The following is a 1,648-nucleotide window of genomic DNA, read 5'->3' on the forward strand; positions in this document are numbered from 1 at the left end:
AAATCAACCACACCTCACTACTTGGTAAATAGCAACAAAGTATGCGAAAACAGCCAAGAAGAAAGACCTAATATTTACTAAAGCAGTGAATACCATTGCTTTTAGGGGATTAATTGTCGGAATAATCAAAAAAATAGTCATTCCCCTGAGTATAACGGTTAGGTTTATTCAATGATTCATGATGTAAGAAATCCATTAAAGAAGTTATGGCTTTTGGAAAATGAATCTGTATCAAAAAAGTTAAGAAACTTTTTCTCAATGACTCATCATGATGAACCAGGCAGAGGTAGTGTACTAGAAGCAGAGTATCCCAAAAGAAGGAGATGGTAAAATGTTTTCGCCATTAACCCCAATGGATTGGAAGCGCAGGGCCGTAAAATATTATCCCCATAAAGTGGCAGTCATCGATGAAGAGAAAGAGTTTACATACAAGGAATTCGGGCAGCGGACAGATCAACTTTCCAAAGCACTGTATTCTTCGGGAATTGAAAAAGGCGACCATATTGCAGTAATGTTGCCAAATACGCATTATATGTTGGAATGTTTTTATGGCATTTGTCAAATGGGAGCGGTAATGGTTCCGTTGAATTATAGACTGGCTGCAGAGGATTTGGAATATATCATCAAGCATAGCGATTCAAAAATGTTGATAGTCGATGAGGAATTCACCGCTCCGATCGAAAAGATCATTACTAGACTTTCATTGGAAAAAATCATTATCGTGCCTGTTGACGGACATGAAACCACTTTACCTGGAATAGACTATGAGAATTTCATTTTGCATGCAATTGATGAAGCACTGCCAGAGGTTATAATCGATGAAAATCAACTTTTGACTATAAATTATACGAGTGGAACGACTTCAAAACCAAAAGGGGTAATGTTAACCCATCGCGGGAATTACATGAACGCCGCTAATTTCATTTATCACCTTGGAGTGAATCATGACGATGTATACTTACATACCCTGCCAATGTTTCACGCTAATGGCTGGGGAGGTGTATGGTCGGTAACGGCTACAGGCGGGACTCATGTATGTTTAAGGAAAGTCGATCCCCCTCTTATCCTCAAATTATTCGCCCATCATAATATTACATTATTATGTGGGGCACCGACTGTCGTCAATATGCTAGTGAATGAACCTAAAGCAAAAGAAACAAATATCAAAGTTCGCCCAAGGATGGCAACAGCAGGTGCACCTCCAGCAGCAGCGCTTATACAAAAGGCACAAGAAATCCTTGGTTTGAATATGATTCACGTATATGGGTTAACAGAAACTTCCCCTTTCATCCTATATAACGAGTGGAAGGATGAGTTTGAAGCTAAATCGGCGGACGAACAAGCAATAATAAAGGCAAGACAAGGGATTGAATTGGTTTTCAATGGGGAAACGATGGTAGTCAATCAAGATGGGAAAGAAGTCGTTTGGGATGGAAAGGAACTGGGGGAAATCATTACCCGTGGCAATGTTGTAATGGAAGGATATTATAAGGATCCGGAAAAAACGGCCGAAGCAATTAGGGATGGCTGGTTTCATACAGGAGATCTGGCAGTGACCTATCCTGATGGATATATTGAAATACAGGACAGGGCTAAGGATTTAATCATTTCCGGGGGAGAAAATATTTCTTCAACAGAGGTGGAAGGG

At 40.0% G+C, this 1,648-nt stretch carries 1 protein-coding gene; it reads left to right on the plus strand.

Translation table 11 applies throughout. The annotated features are described in order from the left end of the window. Positions 1 to 331: 331 nt before the first annotated feature. Positions 332 to 1,648 (plus strand): AMP-binding protein (locus tag ACFVSH_RS26365; protein ID WP_387708765.1); only part of this gene is annotated, 1,317 nt, incomplete at its 3' end.

This window comes from Peribacillus sp. NPDC058002, assembly GCF_042886655.1.
Lineage (GTDB): Bacteria > Bacillota > Bacilli > Bacillales > DSM-1321 > Peribacillus > Peribacillus aracenensis.